Here is an 18,724-nt window from a genome sequence, read left to right on the forward strand (position 1 = left end):
AGCCGATGAGGCAACACTATCAACGCTGAGCATTGAGTTCAACTTTCTCGAGCAGCAATTGAATCGTCTTCTGCTGTTGATTGAGCTGCTGTTGAAGAGAAGCCAAGACTTTATTGAGTTCTTGCTCACGCTGTTCTTTTTCCTCAAGCAAGGCCTGAAGCTTCTCAATCTGGTCTTCAGCAGAGTCATCAGAGGACCCTGCACGTAACTCCACAATCTCCCGCTCAAGCTCAGCGAGACGACTGCGCAATTGCTCAAGTTCAGATGAGGAGTTGTCAGGTTTTGGAGCCAAAACGGCTGGTGCACTGCGTTTTGCCATCAGGACGTCTGAATCAGCCGCTTCTGCCGTGACCCCCTGACCATTACCAAGCTCAAACAAGCTGTTCCCTCCCATGTTCATGGTGGGGATCGCAGCCAGTTCCGCTTGCTTGGCTTTCTTGGGCGCACCACCAAAGCCAATGGAGAAACCCAATCGGCCCATCGCTCCGTTATTCACCGTGTCGGTTGCTGTCATCGCAACACCGCCGTTAAAAAACAGCCTGTTGGCCACCTTGGCCGCACAACCCAATGAACCCGCGTATTGACCGCCGTAGGTTCCCGTGCCCACACCACAACGCACTGATTCGTCGGGCAGCAGCGTTGTCACTGGAATCGAGCCCATCGCTGCACTCAATGCTCCAACCGCTCCGATCGATGCCACCACTTCATCGGGGCTATAGCTCGTTGTTCCCAACGTCCCAGTCTGATCCGTCGTCACAAACCTCTTCTCACCTGGCTTCTGGTAGCGAGAACCAATGAATCCACCGGGGTGCAAACCAGGCAGGCTGTAGGGAGAGGCAGCACTACCGAGCGACACTTCAAACGGCCGTGTCGTCACCGCATTCATGCCAATAGCGGTGGAACCAAAGGCCCTCGACGTCGCACCAGGTCCAAAGGCCGAGGTGTAGTCGCCATAGGCACTGGAAAACGCACCAACTGCTAAAGCCTGATCGCCATAGGCAATCGCCTTAGTGCCAAAAGCTGTGGTATCTAGGCCACAAGCACGTGCACAAGGGCCAATTGCCGTGACATTGATTCCAACAGCGTAGGAGTTGGTTCCCAGGGCCATCGCATTGGTACCTTCCGCGTAGCCATCGGTACCCATCGCCATCACGTTGGTGTTGTATCCGATCGCTTTGGCGCCAACACCAATGGCGATCACATTGCGACCCTCGGCGAGGGCATCAGTTCCGTCAGCAATCGCGTTGAAGCCAATGGCTCTAGCGTTTGTACCTGAGGCACTGGTATTTGGACCGTTGGAAGAGGAGTTAGCGCCAAAGGCTATGGCATTAGCTCCATTCGCATTGGCCATTGATCCGTAGGCCATTGAATTGGCGCCATTGGCCCGTGACGAAATACCTACGGCAATGGAGTTGACGGACTGCTGGTGATCTGAGGTCCCGTAAGTTCGAGCATTGAAGCCAATGGCGATGGAGTTAGCGCCGCCAGTTTGAGCTTGCATCCCCATGGCCATGGAATTGTTGGCCAAGGCATTGGCTTGTGTTCCTGATGCAATGGCATTTTCTGCTCCGATATAAACCAGTGAGTCGTAGCCATAGGCATAGGAGTAAGTAGCCCCACTCCAAATGGTTGATTCTGTGCCAAAAGCAGAGGCATTGCTGGCGCTGACGTTGGCGCCATCACCAGTTACCAAAGAATCATTCGCGCCAGAAGCGTCAGTAGCAAAATCACCTAGAGCAAAAGAACCATCTCCATTGGCAACAGCGCCAGGGCCCATCGCAAAGGAATCATTGCCTTTTGCGTAGGCATTGGGACCCATGGCAAAGGAATTGGTGCCGCTGGCAAACGCATTCGGCCCAACAGCAAATGCATTAACACCCTGGGCATTGGCGTAAGTACCAAAGGCAAAACCGTTGGTGTGAGTGGCATTGGCATTGACCCCAATGGCGTAGGAATCGGTTGCCGTGGCCCGTGCATCCACTCCCATCGCCAGGCTGTTCACACCACAGGCATAAGAGAATTGACCAAAGGCGAGGGAATTGACTCCACAGGCCTGGGAACCAACCATCACGGCAGCGGCATTAATTCCTGTGGCTTTAGCGTTAAAACCAATCGCAATGCTCCGGTCTCCAGATGCATCAGAGTTAGAGCCGATGGCAATGGTGTAAGTGTCATTAGCCAACGCCTGATCACCGATAGCAATGCCTTGGTTGGCATCCGCATTGGCGTTAAAGCCAATAGCAATCGTTTGGTTCGCTGTTGCTTTCGCAAAGCGTCCAACCGCTGTGGCGCTGTTCTGCGTTGCCAGGCTGTTAAAACCCATTGCAATCGCTGAATCGGCTTGCGCATTGGCATTCGCACCAAAGGCAATGGCTTCGGCGGCGTTGGCATTGGCGTTGTGGCCAAAGGCAATCGCATCGTTGCCATTTGCCGTGGAGTTCGAGCCAAACGATGCGGTGTTATTCCCGAGTGCTTGGCTATCAACGCCGAAGGCAATTGCACCATCGTCTACAGCATGGGATTTGGTTCCTATTGCCATGGCATTGGCACCTTGGGCAATGCTGTCCACACCAGCAGCGAAAGCATTGGATGCATTGGCAGTCGCATCACTACCTAACGCCATGCTGTTAATCCCGCTGGCATTGGCTTCTGGGCCAAAAGCCAATGCATTAACGGCCGAAGCGTTCGCGAAGAAGCCAATGGCGTAAGCATCATTAGCAGATGCTTTGGCATGGGTGCCCATTGCCGTTGAGTTATCCCCGCTAGCTCTGGAATAGTGACCAGCCGCGTAGGAACTTTCAGCATTGGCATTGGCTTGAGTTCCAAGCGCCATGGCATTAGAGCCAGAGGCGTTCGCCAATGAACCTGCGGAATAAGCTGAATGATTGCTTGCTGAGGCCTCTGCACCCAAAGCCATGGCCTGGATGCCTGTTGCAGAAGCTTTGAAACCAGCGGCATAAGCACGTGATTTGGTTGCAGAGGTATTCACGCCCAAAGCAAGGGAGCTCGCTCCCGATGCATTGGCTTGAAAGCCTCCAGCAAAGGAATCCGCTGCACTGGCATTCGCATAAGTACCAAGAGCCATGGCACTATCAGCGAGTGCAGTTGCTTTAAACCCACCTGCAAAAGAATCATTCGCGTTAGCAATAGTTTGAGTACCAATCGCTATTGAATTACTCCCCAAAGCATTGGACTGGGTACCAATTGCATAGGCCGAGGTATTACTAGCGTTGGCTTGAAAGCCCGTTGCAAAGGCGTCATCCGCCAACGCCCTGGTACTAGTACCTAGCGAAATCGAGTTGTTACCTTGGGCAAGTGAGTTGAATCCTGCAGAGATGGAGTCCATACCTGAGGCATTGGCAAAGGCGGCCAGTGCCATCGCCCCATTAGCCGTCGCTTGTGCTTGTGCGCCAGCGGCAAAAGCTCGCTCTTTATTAGCTAATGACTCATAGCCAATTGCAATCGCATAGGTACCAAGTGCATCTGCGCTAGCGCCCATCGCAATGGTTTCATTTGCCGTTGCATTCGCTTGTGGGCCAATCGCAATCGCTCCCTTTGTCATTGCCCTGGCGCTTGTGCCAGAAGCAATCGACTCGTTACCAGAGGCGATGGCGCCGGTGCCCGTTGCCATCGCATTATCAGCTGAGGCATTGGCCCGTGTTCCGTAGGCGAGGCTGTTGGTCTTGAGCGCCTTGGACTGGAAGCCCAACGACATCGAGTTGGCACCAATCGCTTCTGCTTGCAAACCAGCAGCAAAGGCATCAGCCAAGTAAGCATTACTGCATGTGCCAATGGCCATGGTGTTTTCACCCGTAGCTGTGGCATTGGTGCCAATGGCCAAGGCGTTGTTGTTCAAGGCCTGGGCATAGGCACCAGCAGCAAAGGTGTCATTGCTGATCGCACTAGCGAACATGCCCAAAGCAATGGAGACATTGCCGGTGGCATTGGCGTATCGGCCAATCGCAATCGCGTTATTGCTGCTCGCCAAGGCGTTCACGCCAAAAGCCATTGTGTAGTTGGCAATGGCAGAGGAGTTCGCACCAAAAGCCAACGCTCCGTTTTGCGTGGCATGGGCATAGGTACCAATCGCAGCCGCGTTCAAAGCGGTGGCATTGGCCAGCACACCCATCGCCATTGAATTGGCGCCATTAGCAAAGGAACCTGCTGCTATCGCCACCGCATTCACACCCGCTGCGGTAGCACTCACACCAAACGATTGAGCATTCTGCTGATTCGCGAGCGAATCAACGCCAATCGCAATTGAGTTATCACCCGTTGCCGATGCACTCGAGCTGATTGCCGTGGCGTTGGTGCCCGTTGCTTTTGAAAACGTGCCAAATGACAGTGCATTGCCACCTTGCGCATTGGCCAACACACCCAGAGCAACGGAGTTATCACCCGATGCATTGGCTTTCACCGACAATGCAGCTGAATTCACGCCTTCTGAGCTTGAGAAGTAGCCAACGGCCATTGAGTTGGCTCCCGTTGCCGAGGCATTGACCGCAATGGCGGTGGAGTTCGTACCAATTGACTTGGCGTTGGTACCTAAAGCCAGAGAGCTCTTCTCTTTTGCAAACGACTGAACACCAATCGCCAGGGATGATTCGCCATTGGCATTAGCACTCGCACCAATCGCACCGGCATTCACACCACAGGCCGTGGTATTTGGGCCAATCACAAACGAGTTGGTTTGATCAGCAAAGGATTGAGCGCCAATAGCGGTTGAATTGGTGCCATAAGCGCGAGAATTGGCACCAAAGGCCATTGAATTAATGCCACTGGCAGTGGCGTTGGTGCCAATGGAAGAGCTATTCGTATTCGTTGACGAGGCGCTGTAGCCAATGGCGATGGAATCAGTTCCTGTGGAACAGGCCGTTGTACCAATGGCCATGGAATTGTTGCCCAAGGCACACGCCTGAACGCCGATCGCCATGGCATCAATGCCTTGGGTATTGGCGAGGTAACCAATGGCTCCAGCACCCGTACCGTTTGCAATCGCTCCAGCACCTAAAACAAAGGAATTGGCACAAGTAGCAGATGTATTAGATCCAATCGCAATGGCATTCGTACCGCTTACTTTGGATTGGTACCCAATAGCAACACTGGTATCCGAGGAAGCTGAAGAATTTGTACCAAGTGCCATCGCACCATAGCTCGATGCATTCGCTTTATATCCAAGTGCAACAGACGCATTTGCCAAAGCATTGGACTTGTCTCCAACAGCAGTAATATAGCCAGCAGGATTAATGTTCCCGGTACCTAAACTCTCAATGCATTCTTCAATACCTGTAAGGGTATCCTCGAGCGTTCCACCCTCAGCAAGTTTGATAATTGTACTTGAGGAAAAGACCTGCCAGAATTTGCAAAATCCACCGTTGACCCCTGTACCTACTGCGACTGCGTGGTCACCAATGATGGCATTGCCGTAGCCGAGAGTAGTGGCTGAAGTGCCTGAATAAACAAGATTGGATGAACCAACAGCAGTAGTGTTAAAGCCGGCAATATTCGGGATTTTCTGAGTATACTTTTGGAGAGCCTTTAAGAATGCATTATCTGCCATCCAAGAGGGAACCTTCGACAAGTTAATACCAAAACCAATGGCTGTATTATTTTGGCCGACAACGTTATAACTACCCAAAGAGATATTCGTCATTCCAGCAGCCATTCCCTTGCCAATCGCAATTTCACCACTATTGGAACTCACCAAATTACTACCGGTGTATTGACTGAGGCTGTCACCAACAGCGATGGTGTTCTTGCCTATTGCGATGCTGCTATCACCAGCCACAAGGGCTTCATTGCCAATACCAATAGCTCCACCAGTGCTAAAATACTTGCTGGACAACCAATCAATTGAAGCAACTTTATTGCCGATTGAAATTTGTTGCTTCCCTACAGCTGCCGCTTCATTGCCAATCGCGATAGCACCTTCGCCTGCACCTGCAGCTACATCACCGATCGCAATCGACTCAAGACCAGCTGCGTCAATTGCATTACCAATCGCGATAGCCCGAATACCCTGAATAGCAACACCATTACCGATCGCAACCGCGCCTGCACCTTCGGCTCCAGCAGCATTACCAATCGCTACAACTCCAGCTCCTCCACCGGCTACGCCATTACCAATCGCCACCGCTGCGGCTCCACCACCAGCGGCTTCATCGCCAATAACAACCGCCTCTGTTCCACCATCTGCGATGTTGTTGCCGATCGCAACCGTTTGACTACCAGCAACAACAACCGCATTGCCAAGCGAAATGGTTTGATCACCCGCGGCTCCGGCGCCATTGCCAATCGCTACAACTCCAGCTCCTCCACCGGCTACGCCATTACCAATCGCCACTGCTGCGACTCCACCACCAGCGGCCTCATCGCCAATAACAACCGCCTCTGTTCCACCATCTGCGATGTTGTTACCAATAGCGACCGTTTGGCTGCCACCAACAACAACCGCATTGCCAATTGAAATGGTTTGATCACCCGCAGCTCCGGCGCCATTGCCAATCGCTACAACTCCAGCTCCTGCACCGGCTACGCCATTACCAATCGCCACCGCTGCGGCTCCACCACCAGCGGCTTCATCGCCAATAACAACCGACTCTGTTCCGCCATCTCCGATGGCATTACCAATGGCTACAACGTTAGCTCCAGCAACCTCAACGCCATTACCAATGGCAACAGCTGCTACGCCATTGGCTGTGGTGCCAATGCCAACTGCAACGGTGCCAGCACCACCAGCTTCTGAAGGTCCAATAGCTAATGAACCGCCAACTGAAGTGCCAGTCAAACTGGCAAATCCAACTCCAAATCCGCATTCTGCGAGTGCGAGATCAAAAGTAGTTATCGCACTGAATGCCTGAGCATTCATGATAATCTCGCCGTTTAATAAACCAGAGGCAGAACCTCCGCCCCCGCATAGAAGGAAACAATCAATTGTGCCATCAAGAGCAATTGCGCCCGCAATCTCTGCCGAGGGCACTTCCATATTTCCAGTGATATTGCCCGCCCCGACACCACACATACCGTAGACCTGGGCAAGAGCATGCCCAGAAGACATTGCTAACCCAAAAACAATGCCTCTAATAAGGTGGCCTTTGTAAGACACTGCAGTCAGTGCTTGATACAAAAAAATATTACGCACCAGTCCGCCAAGGTCAAGCAAACTCAAAATGAGACTCAAGCGATAAAAACTAAAAAGCTGCCCAGGGGTTGATGGATAAACTGTTAATCAACCGCAAACCACAACTTAACTTTATTGCCTCTCACGGTTCAGCACCGTATTCGCAACAGCTGGAAATCAGATCGCTGTTTATGCATGCATTGCTTTGTTCGACCATTCACCTTGCTGATGCATGATCTGCTAGCAGCTGCTGATAATACAAATAAAATCGCCAGAGGATGAACATGCTGAAAGACCAGCGGACTTAGAGCAACTTAAAGGGCAATTGGCGTGCAGATCTAAAAAGCCAATCTTTTCAAAGAGAAATCAAGGAAAATCCCCAGGATTAAACAACTGAAAGAGGCGGAGAGAAGAGAAAAAATTGGATACTACCAAACAATCACAAATGCAATGACGCAATCAACGTTGAGCATTGAGTTCAACTTTCTCGAGCAATAATTGAATAGTCTTTTGCTGTTGATTCAACTGGTTCCGCAAAGAACCAAGCATTTTACTGAGCTGTTCTTTTTCCTTCTTAAGTTTCTCAAGTTGTTCAAGCGCAATGAAATACTCATCGTCCCTATCCTGAGTACTTGAATTCTTTTCAACTTCTTTCCTTAAACGTGCGATTTCAGATTCCAACTGCTCGAAACGATGCTGAGTCGACTGGTCCCTTTCATTGCGATCGTGAGAATTCTGAGGTTGTATCGCTGGAATTAAATCAGGCTCACTGCGTTTTGCCATCAGGACGTCTGAATCAGCCACTTCTGCCGTGACCCCCTGACCATTACCCAGCTCAAACAAGCTGTTGCCCCCCATATTCATCGTCGGAATTGCAGCCAGTTCCGCTTGCTTAGCTTTCTTGGGCGCACCACCAAAGCCGATGGAGAAACCCAAACGGCCCATCGCTCCGTTATTCACCGTGTCGGTTGCTGTCATCGCAACACCGCCGTTAAAGAACAAGCGATTGGCAACTTTCGCGGCGCAACCCAACGAACCCGCGTATTGACCGCCGTAGGTTCCCGTGCCCACACCACAACGCACTGATTCGTCGGGCAGCAGCGTTGTCACTGGAACCGAGCCCATCGCAGCACTCAATGCTCCAACCGCTCCAATCGATGCCACCACCTGATCGGGGCTGTAGCTCGTGGTGCCTAGGGTGCCGTTTTGGTCTGTGGTGACAAAGCGCTTCTCACCTGGCTTTTGGTAGCGATCACCCACGAAACCATTGGGGTGCAAGCCAGGCAGGCTGTACGGGGAATACGCACTACCAATCGACACCTCAAATGGCCGTGTTGTGACCGCATTCATGCCGATTGCGGTGGAGCCAAACGCGCGCGCTGTGGCACCAGGGCCAAAGGCTGAGGCGTAGGCCACTTCTGCACTCGAATAAGCACCAACACTGAGGGTCTGAACTCCAAAGGCATAGGCACGGGGACCAATCGCTGTTGAACCCACTCCTGTGGCCCAAGCACCAGTGCCAAATGCTGAGACATTGGTGCCCTCTGCTCTCGCATCACTGCCATAGGCCATGCCATTGACGCCAATAGCCCGAGATGATGCGCCAAGAGCAACTACGTTCGTGCCCTCGGCATAGCCGTCGGTACCAATCGACACGACATTGGTGTTGTATCCAGTGCTTTGGCGCCAACACCAATGGCGATCACGTTGCGACCCTCGGCGAGGGCGTCAGTTCCGTCAGCAATCGCGTTGAAGCCAATGGCTCTAGCGTTTGTACCTGAGGCACTGGGATTCGGACCGTTGGAAGAGGCGTTAGCGCCAAAGGCTATGGCATTAGCTCCATTCGCATTGGCCATTGATCCGTAGGCCATTGAATTGGCGCCATTGGCCCGTGACGAAATACCTACGGCAATGGAGTTGACGGACTGCTGGTGATCTGAGGTCCCGTAAGTTCGAGCATTGAAGCCAATGGCGATGGAGTTAGCGCCGCCAGTTTGAGCTTGCATCCCCATGGCCATGGAATTGTTGGCCAAGGCATTGGCTTGAGTTCCTGATGCAATCGCATTTTCTGCTCCGATATAAACCAGTGAGTCGTAGCCATAGGCATAGGAGTAAGTAGCCCCACTCCAAATGGTTGATTCTGTGCCAAAAGCAGAGGCATTGCTGGCGCTGACGTTGGCGCCATCACCAGTTACCAAAGAATCATTCGCGCCAGAAGCGTCAGTAGCAAAATCACCTAGAGCAAAAGAACCATCTCCATTGGCAACAGCGCCAGGGCCCATCGCAAAGGAATCATTGCCTTTTGCGTAGGCATTGGGACCCATGGCAAAGGAATTGGTGCCGCTGGCAAACGCATTCGGCCCAACAGCAAATGCATTAACACCCTGGGCATTGGCGTAAGTACCAAAGGCAAAACCGTTGGTGTGAGTGGCATTGGCATTGACCCCAATGGCGTAGGAATCGGTTGCCGTGGCCCGTGCATCCACTCCCATCGCCAGGCTGTTCACACCACAGGCATAAGAGAATTGACCAAAGGCGAGGGAATTGACTCCACAGGCCTGGGAACCAACCATCACGGCAGCGGCATTAATTCCTGTGGCTTTAGCGTTAAAACCAATCGCAATGCTCCGGTCTCCAGATGCATCAGAGTTAGAGCCGATGGCAATGGTGTAAGTGTCATTAGCCAACGCCTGATCACCGATAGCAATGCCTTGGTTGGCATCCGCATTGGCGTTAAAGCCAATAGCAATCGTTTGGTTCGCTGTTGCTTTCGCAAAGCGTCCAACCGCTGTGGCGCTGTTCTGCGTTGCCAGGCTGTTAAAACCCATTGCAATCGCTGAATCGGCTTGCGCATTGGCATTCGCACCAAAGGCAATGGCTTCGGCGGCGTTGGCATTGGCGTTGTGGCCAAAGGCAATCGCATCGTTGCCATTTGCCGTGGAGTTCGAGCCAAACGATGCGGTGTTATTCCCGAGTGCTTGGCTATCAACGCCGAAGGCAATTGCACCATCGTCTACAGCATGGGATTTGGTTCCTATTGCCATGGCATTGGCACCTTGGGCAATGCTGTCCACACCAGCAGCGAAAGCATTGGATGCATTGGCAGTCGCATCACTACCTAACGCCATGCTGTTAATCCCGCTGGCATTGGCTTCTGGGCCAAAAGCCAATGCATTAACGGCCGAAGCGTTCGCGAAGAAGCCAATGGCGTAAGCATCATTAGCAGATGCTTTGGCATGGGTGCCCATTGCCGTTGAGTTAACCCCGCTAGCTCTGGAATAGTGACCAGCCGCGTAGGAACTTTCAGCATTGGCATTGGCTTGAGTTCCAAGCGCCATGGCATTAGAGCCAGAGGCGTTCGCCAATGAACCTGCGGAATAAGCTGAAAGATTGCTTGCTGAGGCCTCTGCACCCAAAGCCATGGCCTGGATGCCTGTTGCAGAAGCTTTGAAACCAGCGGCATAAGCACGTGATTTGGTTGCAGAGGTATTCACGCCCAAAGCAAGGGAGCTCGCTCCCGATGCATTGGCTTGAAAGCCTCCAGCAAAGGAATCCGCTGCACTGGCATTGGAGCTGCTCCCCAGTGCCATGGCGCTTTTCGCTAAGGCACTGGCTTTAAAACCACCTGCGAATGCATCTGTGGAATTAGCAACCGTTTGAGTACCAATGGCAATCGCGTTAATTCCAGACGCATTGGCTTTAGTGCCCAGCGCTGATGCATTGTTTGCAGAGGCAATGGCCAACTCGCCTAATGCCGTGGAGCCATTGGCGAGAGCGCATGCACCTGCACCAGCGGCAAACGCGTCGCGTTGGGTGGCCTGGGAGCTCTCACCAAGAGCCAGTGCATTCACACCAGTAGCAATTGCCGAGGTACCAATGGCCGTAGCACTATTGGCAGTGGCATTGGCTGAGGCACCAACAGCCGTGGAATTATTACCAGTTGCTTGGGCATAACCACCAAAAGCCATGGCACCAAGTTGATCAGCTAAAGCGCAGACGCCTGCTGCAATCGCATCGGTTCCAGTTGCATTAGCTCGTGTACCCGTAGCCATGGAATTACCGGCATTGGCATAGGCCTGAGTTCCATAGGCCAATGAATTAATACCAAGCGCGTTAGCACAAGAACCAGCAGAGAAGGCATTGGTGTTACTGGCATTAGAAAGCATGCCCAGTGCCATCGAATTGACACCAGTGGCACGAGAGCGCAAACCAGCAGCAAAGGCATCCAACGTATTGGCATAGGACTCAGTACCCAACGCCATGGCATTGACCGCAATGGCTTGCGCATTAGTGCCAAGCGCCAAGCCATTGTTTTCCGAAGAATTCGCAAATGCGCCAATGGCCATGGATTCATTGGCCAAGGCAGTGGAATTCATGCCAATAGCGACAGCAACATTGCCACTTGCTTTTGAGAACAAGCCAACAGCAATAGCATTGGTGCTTGTGGCTTGAGCATCACGGCCTATGGCGGTGGCATTGCCTTGACTTGCTAAGGCGTTAACACCAAAAGCCATGGTGTCCAAAGCTGTGGCTTGTGCATTGGCACCAAAAGACAACGCACCGTCACCGCTAGCAATGGCCTTGGTGCCTAAAGCAACCGTGTTGATCTTGTTCGCGATGGAATCAACACCAAAGGCCATGGAATTGGCTCCTGTGGCATTGGAATTAGCTGCAATCGCAACAGCGTTGATGCCATCGGCATAGGCCTTTACGCCAAAGGCCTGGGCATTGGCTGTTAAGGCCTTGGATAAAACACCAATGGAGATGGCGTTAGCACCATCAGCCGTGGCATTCGAGGAAATGGCCGTTGCATTTGTTTTGTTGGCCAGGGCATTGGTACCAAAAGCAAGCGCGCTTTCAGCGCGAGCGTTAGCAAAAACCCCCAGAGCTACCGAGTTATTTCCTACAGCCGTGGCATTGGAAGAAATCGCGGTGGCGTTGATGCCACTAGCGAACGTATTGGTACCAAGAGCCATCGACTTATTGCCCTGGGCATTGGACTGAACACCCATGGCAACACTGTCAAAGCCATTGGCTTTGGCAGCTACCGCTATCGCTGTGGAATTGGTGCCTGTTGCATTGGCTGTTTTGCCAAGGGCCATCGAGTTAGCACCACTAGCAGAGGCATTAACAGCAACAGCCGTTGAATTGGTACCAATCGACTGGGCGTTCGTTCCAACAGCAAGAGAGCTCTCTTCCTTCGCATACGACTGAACGCCGATGGCCAAGGAAGACACACCCGTCGCATTAGCACTGGCACCGATAGCACCAGCGTTAGCACCACAAGCGCTGGTATTGGGACCTATGACGAATGAATTGGTCTGATCAGCAAATGATTGAGCGCCAATGGCTGTCGAGTTGGTACCCGATGCGCGCGAGTTAGCACCGAAAGCCATCGAGTTGATGCCATTCGCCGTGGCATTGGTGCCTATGGAGGCTGAATTGGTATTGGAGGAACAAGCACTAAAACCAATCGCGATTGAATCGACACCTGTTGAACAAGCAGTAGTCCCCAAGGCCATGGAATTATTTCCAAGCGCGCAAGCCTTAACGCCGACAGCCATGGCATCGACGCCTTGGGTATTCGCCAAATAGCCAATAGCACCAGCACCCACACCATCAGCTACAGCGCCGGCCCCAAGGACAAAGGAATTCGCACACGTTGCAGTTGTATTAGTACCAATGGCAATTGCATTGGAACCAGTGGAACTTGCATTAGGCCCAATAGCAACTGCCCCAGTTGCATTGGTGAAGGATGCAGAACCAAAAGAGACTGAACAGATTCCTTTGGCCGTTGAATTGAAGCCAAAAGCAATTGATTGGGCTCCTCCAGCTGTTGTATTGGCGCCAAGTGCAATCGATTGAATTGTTGAAGCATTTGCGAATGAGCCAACCGCCAAGGCTGCATCTGCGGTGGCCCATGCATTCACACCAAGAGCCGTTGCGTTAGCAGTGTTAGCAATTGTCGAACGACCAAAAGCAGCCGCATTAGCAGCAGAAGCTGCTGAGCCATAACCAACAGCAATGGAATGGAAACCAGCTGATGTTGTATCGGTACCAATCGCAATGGACTGGGCGTAAGAAGCATTCGCGGAAACACCAATCGCTACAGCAGAGTCAGCCGTAGCCTTGGAGCTACCACCGATGGCCATGGCATTAGAGGCGTTAGCAAAGGAGGAAGGGCCCAACGCAGTTGCATTGACAGCGTCAGCAGTAGAGCCATAGCCAACAGCGATGGATTGGTTACCAGAAGATGTTGAACTAACCCCTAGTGCAATCGATTGAGCATTCGCCGCGTTTGCTGACAAGCCAATCGCCAAAGCTGAAGCTGCAGTTGCCTTAGAGCCAGCCCCAATAGCAGTTGCGTTGGAAGCATTGGCGATGGACGAGACACCAAAAGCCATGGCATTGGTATCAGAGGCAGAAGAGCCATAACCAATACCGATAGAAGCTATACCCCCAGCAGCTGACTGGGTTCCAATGGCAATTGAGCAAGCTCGAGCTGAATTCGCTGACGAACCAATTGCAATGGAATTAACACCAGTCGATGAGACAGTGGCCGAATGGCCAACGGCGATAGAAGCTGTACCTAAAGCAGAAGAACTAGCACCAATTGCACTAGAGTTTTCTGCATCAGCATTGGAACCAGCTCCATAGGCAACGGAGCCAATACCTTTACTCATCGACTGATTACCAATGGCAATGGAACCATCTTCAGTGGCATTGGACTTGCTACCAATAGAAACCGAAGCGTCTCCTCTGGCGATACCACTCACCAACGCCAATGCATCTTCGGCTGAAGCGTTGGTGTAAGAACCTATGCTAATTGCACCTGTTGCAGATGAGTTTGCGTAAGCATGATCACCAATAACGACTGTTTGACTAGCATTCGTCGTAACGCTGTTTCCAATAGCAATTTGATTACTGCCTCCTGTACCTGCCGCGCCGTTACCTATAACAACACCCCCAACGTTCCCAGAAGCATCAACACCATTGCCCATAACAATGCTGCCCGCTGTGTCTTGACTTGTAGTGCCATTGCCTAAGACGATGCTTGCTTCTTCACCCAGATCGCCAGAAGCTGAACCAATAATAATATTTCCAGCTGCCCCGATAGTTCCAATTCCCTTACCAATAATGACATTATCAGCTGTACCAACTCCAGCAATATTACTTCCAATCATTACGTTGGAAGCACCTGCAATATTTGCAATGTCATTGCCAATAGCAACCGTATCAAGGCCATAAGAAGCAGCGCCTAGACCAATTGCAATTGACCCAACGCCTCCAGCAGTCGACGGGCCAATTGCAAGCGCTTCTCCAACAGCTGAACCCAGCAAACTTGCAAAACCGACGCCAGTTCCACATTCCGACATGGTCACCGCCCCAAGAGAGACGAATGCCTGACCATTCATGGTCAAGAAGCCATCAAGCCCGCCGGTAGCGGTGCCTCCTCCCCCACAAAATCCACCACAATCAATGCTGCCATCCATCGCAATGGCACCGGCTATATCAGCCTCAATAACTTCTAAATCACCAGAAAAATATCCCGCCCCGGTACCGCAAAGGCCATAAACCTGTGCAACGGCCTCTCCAGAGAGAATGGCCAAAGAAAAGATGGCCCCCCTAAACAGGTGCCCCCTAGCTGACACGGCCTTATGCCAATTAATTAATGAGGAAATACTAAGAGCAAAAACAAAGAAAGCAACCAGGAATTCAGCAGTCTCATTCTTGGTCTACAAAGACAAAGATATTTATTTTCCCTTAAGACATTGCTCACTCACCCATTTCTAATATTTTTTCAAAATAAGAGGACCTGGTTGTGGCTACCCCTTATCCATATCGAGGCTTGTGGGGAGCGCTGGGTTGTTTTGTATTCGTCTCAGTAGCAATTAATGCCCCGCTGAGATCAGCTGCTGATTACGTCCAAGGCGTTTCTTCCGGATCCTCTGGTCTAAAGCAAACAACCACAGGGACCAACTCAGGAGCCCTTGGCCAAAATGCAAGTGCTGTTAATGAATCAGCCTTTGCCATCGGGACACTGGCATCAGCAGAAGGCATTCAGTCTCTGGCCATCGGCGCGCAAAGCCTTGCCAATAGCCTTGGCTCCATCGGTATCGGCACCAGCGCCAATGCAACCGCAGCACAAGCCATTGCTCTTGGCCAACAAGCTTCAGCATCAAATGCCTGCGCAGTGTCTATTGGTTCAGGAGCGGCCGGAGCAGGTGCACAGTCCGTTGCGATAGGAACTCAATCCAGAGCGGCGAATCAAAGTTCTGCTTTTGGTCAAGCGGCTCAAGCCAATGGATCTAATTCAACCGCCATTGGTAGTGGAGCAATTGCCAATGGGAACCGAGGAGTTGCCCTCGGATACAACAGCTCAGCCGCCAATAGCAACTCACTAGCCCTCGGCTCAACAGCGTCTGCTTCTGGCAATTACTCCACTGCCGTTGGCGCTAGCGCTAATTCTGTTGGTGATGGCTCAGTTGCGTTAGGCAATGCCAGCAACGCCGTAGGCACCATGGCCATCGCCATCGGCAATGCATCTGCATCAAGCTCAGCCAATGCTTTGGCAGTGGGACAAAGCTCAAAAGCAAATGATGTCAATGCATTGGCTCTTGGAACTGGAGCCTTAGCCAATGCTGCTAATGCGTCAGCCATCGGACAAAGTTCGATCGCCAATGACGCCAATGCCATTGCGATCGGCACTGGTGCAACTGCCGACAGCACAAATTCAGCAGCCTTTGGCCAAGGTGCTACTGCCAATGGCTCTAATTCCGTTGCGATTGGTAGCGGCTCGGTCGCCAACGCAGCTCGAAGTGTTGCCCTGGGCTACAACAGCTCGGCCACCAAAACCAACTCCCTAGCGGTAGGTTCGACAGCTTCTGCCGCTGGCAATGATGCCTCTGCTTTTGGCCAAGCTGCTCAAGCCAATGGCTCCAATTCAACTGCCATCGGTAGTGGTGCGATCGCCAATGGAAATCAAGGTGTTGCTCTCGGTTTTAATAGCCTCTCCAACGGCGCACAGTCTTTGGCCATTGGCGCCAATGCACTAGCAGATAGTGATGACTCGATGGCAGTTGGATTTGGAGCCAATGCGTCTGCTCAAAACTCAACTGCTATTGGTCGCTCTAGCCAAGCCAAAGGCAAAAACTCCATTGCCATTGGCTTTGAAGCCATCAGCCAGCTTCAGAGTATTGCCATTGGCCTGCAAGCTAATGCAACAAGCTCAAGTGCCATCGCAATGGGCTCGCAAAGCTTTGCTCTCAGCACCAACAGTATTGCGCTTGGTACAGGCGCTCAAGTCAATGCCAGTTCGGTTCGCTCGATGGCTCTTGGAGCTGGCTCAATGGTTGGAACTAGCTCTCCAAACAGCGTTGCTTTTGGACCAGGTGCAGTCGTTCCAGATGGCAGCTCAAACACGTTTGTGATGGGTGTTGCAAACTCAATCTTTCAATTTAGTAGCCTTGCAACACCAACCAATTATTTCAACAACGTACCCGCGACGTACAACACAACAAGCAATACCAGCGGCTATGTCTGGAGTATTGTCAACAAAACCTATTCCGACGGAACATATTCAAGTACATCCAAATCTTGGTATAACAGTTCATCTGGCACTCCAACTTCCTCCGAGATCGGCGGTCCAGACGTGAGCTCACAGAATATTTATAAAGTAATAACGCAGACTGTGTTGTCTAGCACAAAGAATATGACAGCCACTACATACAACCAAGCGACCAGCGCACCAACAGTAACTGGATCTGGCTGCAACGCCACGCTCTCATGTGTCAACAAAACAACTTCGGGCAGCACTATTACCTACACCAATTACAGCAATAACTCCTACAGCAGCATCAGCTCGATCACCACAGTCAACTCTCAACCGGTTGGAGTTGCTTATGGCACAGTCAACAGTTCTGGCACTTCCTATGTTGTGGAGGCTTACAACACTAGTACAAATTTTGTAAATACAGTAACAACTAAGCATAATGCTGTATTAACCGGCGATTGGGCGAATGCAACAGGCACCTTTTCGCAACTACTTGTTGACAGCACTGGCAAACTTTATTTCACTCCGGTACCGAACAAATCCACAACCAAATACATAACCAACGGCTCAATTGCTACTACCACCACCATCTACAACAGTTCTACTGCATCCTCCAACTCAGTCGTTTGTAACGGCAGCACAAGTGCTACTTGCAACCCTCAAGCACCCTCAAATTCAACGAGTGTTTCTTCCAACAGCAGTTCAAGCAGCTCAGTTTCAGTCGGAGGCTGGAGGGATCCAGATTCAGACTTAGTCGCTGCCGGCAAAGCCTCTTTGAATGATTTGCTGTCCAGGTTTAACGGCTCATCGATGGCCTACGGCGCATCATCCAGCGCCTCTGGAGCGAACAACATTGCCTATGGCCACAGCTCACAAGCGCATGGCGCCCACTCCAACAACATTGCATTTGGAACAAGCGCGGAAAGTGATGGGACAAATGGAGTTGCCTTTGGAGCCGATAGTGAATCAAACGGTGTCAATGCATTGGCTTTTGGAGCTTCATCACGAGCTATCGGCAATCGTGTCATCAGTGTGGGCAGTGGATCCACCAGTGAAGGCGATGATGTCATCGCTCTAGGAGCTAGTTCCTCTGCCATTGGGAAACGGGCCATCAGCCTGGGAAGCGATTCCAATACTCAAGGCAATGATGTAACGGCACTTGGGGCTGGCTCCATTGCATCCGGTAGCCAAGCTCTTGCTATTGGCGACAACGCCGAAGCCAATGGCGTTGGCGTTGTCGCCATTGGATCAGGAGCGAAAGCTTTGGGTTCTAATACCAATGGCTTAGCGATTGGAACTCAAGCCACCGCAAGTGGCACCGATGTCACAGCCTTGGGTGCTGGTTCTTCCGCTACAGGCATACGAGCCACGGCGGTCGGTGCTGGAGCACAGGCAAGTCATACCGGCTCAACAGCAATCGGAGCTGGTGCACGCACAACGGCCCCTGGACAAGTGGTTCTTGGTACAACCTCAAGCAGCTTGGTTGTGCCAAGCCTTGGGGCTTCGGGCAAATTTGCTGGTCGCTCATCTCAGCAAGGGCAGACGCGCGTTGTGACAACGGATGGCTCGGGGAACCTTGGAACATCGTTCAATCCAAAGCTGATGGAGCAGTCCGTCAGTGATATCGCTCGAGCCACACAAACCTCTGCTGCGATTGCTGCCGCATTCTCAGCTGTTCCCAGCATGACCCAGCTGAACGGAGAACCCGCACGTTGCGGCTTTGGTACTGGTGGGTTTGGCAGTCAGTACGCCATCGCCGGGGGATGTGCAGTGAAAATTTCAGAATCCTTCTTCCTTAACGGTGCCGTGAGTTATGCCCCAAGCATTGACTACAACTTTGGTTCAACACCATCAGTAGCAGGACGCCTCGGCTTCTCTTTCCCGTTAGGGCGAATAGACAAGAGCAAAGGCACAACAGAAACAATCAATCAAGAAGTGCTTCAGACCATCGAATCACAGCAAAAAGAAATCTCTGAGCTCAAGGCCATGGTGCTAACTCTGAAGAGCGAGCTCCAAAAGCTTCAGCGTCCTCAATAAGACCAATACTTCAT

5 protein-coding genes are annotated in these 18,724 nt (G+C 51.8%); 2 read left to right on the forward strand and 3 right to left on the reverse strand.

The genetic code is table 11. The annotated features are described in order from the left end of the window. Positions 1-19 precede the first annotated feature (19 nt). Positions 20-7,180: a YadA-like family protein gene (locus SynMINOS11_RS08585; protein WP_186547942.1), complete on the reverse strand. Its 7,161-nt coding sequence runs from the start codon at positions 7,178-7,180 to the stop codon at positions 20-22. A gap of 32 nt (positions 7,181-7,212) precedes the next feature. Between SynMINOS11_RS08585 and SynMINOS11_RS08590 the strand changes: the two genes are divergently transcribed. Continuing rightward, the gene (locus SynMINOS11_RS08590; RefSeq protein WP_186547944.1) at positions 7,213-7,356 is read left to right on the forward strand and encodes a hypothetical protein; all 144 of its coding nucleotides are present in this window, start codon (positions 7,213-7,215) and stop codon (positions 7,354-7,356) included. Positions 7,357-7,579: 223 nt separating this feature from the next. Here the strand turns inward: SynMINOS11_RS08590 and SynMINOS11_RS08595 are convergent, their stop codons facing one another. Both SynMINOS11_RS08595 and SynMINOS11_RS08600 read right to left on the reverse strand, forming a co-directional pair. Beyond that, positions 7,580-8,776: a YadA-like family protein gene (locus tag SynMINOS11_RS08595; protein WP_186547946.1), complete on the reverse strand. Its 1,197-nt coding sequence runs from the start codon at positions 8,774-8,776 to the stop codon at positions 7,580-7,582. Then, the gene (locus SynMINOS11_RS08600) at positions 8,734-14,730 is read right to left on the reverse strand and encodes a hypothetical protein (RefSeq protein WP_186547948.1); all 5,997 of its coding nucleotides are present in this window, start codon (positions 14,728-14,730) and stop codon (positions 8,734-8,736) included. The genes SynMINOS11_RS08595 and SynMINOS11_RS08600 overlap by 43 nt, the downstream gene beginning before the upstream one ends. Before the next feature lie 212 nt (positions 14,731-14,942). On the opposite strand from SynMINOS11_RS08600, the gene SynMINOS11_RS08605 reads away from it, so the two are divergent. Next, a complete protein-coding gene (locus SynMINOS11_RS08605) occupies positions 14,943-18,710 on the forward strand; it encodes a YadA-like family protein (RefSeq protein WP_186547950.1) in 3,768 nt (1,255 codons plus the stop codon). Positions 18,711-18,724 lie beyond the last annotated feature (14 nt).

The sequence above is a fragment of the Synechococcus sp. Minos11 genome, assembly GCF_014279855.1.
Classification (GTDB): domain Bacteria; phylum Cyanobacteriota; class Cyanobacteriia; order PCC-6307; family Cyanobiaceae; genus RCC307.

Coding starts and splice junctions, on each gene's coding strand:
- SynMINOS11_RS08590 (WP_186547944.1), top strand. CDS start 7,213: ATGGATAAACTGTTAATCAACCGCAAACCACAACTTAACTTTATTGCC.